This is a genomic window from Amycolatopsis kentuckyensis (genome assembly GCF_002155975.1).
Lineage (GTDB): Bacteria > Actinomycetota > Actinomycetes > Mycobacteriales > Pseudonocardiaceae > Amycolatopsis > Amycolatopsis kentuckyensis.
Map to the genome: position 1 here is coordinate 1 of NZ_MUMI01000802.1, position 1,385 is coordinate 1,385.

Sequence of the window (1,385 nt, forward strand, 5' to 3'; positions counted from 1 at the left end):
CCGCGGCAAGGTGGCGCTGGTCTTTCCGGGGCAGGGGTCGCAGTGGGCGGGGATGGCGCTGGAGCTGGCTGCGTCTTCGCCGGTGTTCTCGGCGCGTCTCGACGAGTGTGCGGTGGTGTTGTCGTCCTTTGTGGACTGGTCGTTGCGGGACGTCCTGGCGGATGCCTCGGCGCTCGCGCGGGTCGACGTGGTGCAGCCGGCGTTGTTCGCCGTGATGGTGTCGCTGGCCGAGTTGTGGCGGTCGTTCGGGGTGGTTCCCGATGCCGTCGTGGGGCATTCCCAGGGTGAGATCGCGGCTGCGGTGGTCTCCGGTGCACTGTCCCTCGAGGACGGTGCCCGGGTGGTCGCGCTGCGCAGCAAAGCGATCCTGGCGCTGGCTGGGCGTGGCGGGATGGTTTCGGTGGCGGCTTCGCTCGCCGAGGTCACTTCTCGGTTGACCGAGGGGATCTCGATCGCGGCTGTGAACGGCCCCGCGGCGGTGGTGGTTTCCGGCTCGCCTGCCGGCTTGGACGCTTTTGCCGCTTCCTGCGAGGCCGACGGGATCCGGGCCAAGCGGGTGCCGGTCGATTACGCGTCACACTCGGAGCAGGTCGAGCAGCTGCGGGCGGAACTCCTCGAAGTCCTCGGCCCGATCGCGCCGCGCGCGGGGGAGACGGCGTTCTTTTCGACGGTGACGGGTTCGTGGGCCGAAGGTGCCGAGCTGGGTGCCGAGTACTGGTACACCAACCTCCGCAGCCCGGTCCGGCTGGACGTCGCCGTCGAGCAGCTGAAGGGCGAGGGCTTCGGGACGTTCATCGAGGCGTCGCCGCACCCGGTGCTCACGATGGCGATCGGCGACGACGTGGTCGCACTCGGCTCGCTGCGCCGGGACGACGGCGGGCTGAGCCGCTTCCACACCGCGCTGGCTTCGGCGCACGTGGCCGGGGTGGCGGTCGACTGGACCCCGGCGTTTCCCGGCGGTCGCGTGATCGACCTGCCGACGTATGCGTTCCAGCGCAAGCGCTACTGGCTGGACGCGCCTTGGCAGACGGCGTCGGCGGACCCCTCGGAAGCCCCCTTCTGGGCGGCGGTCGACGGCGGTGACCTCGGCAAGCTGGCCGAGCTGCTCGACGTCCCCGCCGAGACGACGTTCGCCGAGCTGCTCCCCGCCCTCACCCGCTGGCGGCGGCTGCGCCAGGAGAGGTCCACTGTGGACTCCTGGCGGTACCGGGTGGAGTGGAAGCCGCTGGCCGAGCCGGAGCCGGGGGTGCTGTCGGGACGCTGGGTGGTGGTCGCCCCGCGCGGGACGGACACCACGGAGGTGACAAGCTGCCTTTCGGCCGCCGGCGCCGAGCCGGTGGTGCTCGAATGGCCGGCCGGTGGTGGTGCGCTCGCCGCCGCCGGGC

At 71.9% G+C, this 1,385-nt stretch carries 1 protein-coding gene; it reads left to right on the plus strand.

All coding sequences use genetic code 11. The annotated features are described in order from the left end of the window. A partial coding sequence (locus CCN39_RS48035; RefSeq protein WP_143264481.1) for an acyltransferase domain-containing protein occupies positions 1 to 1,385 on the plus strand: 1,385 nt, incomplete at both ends.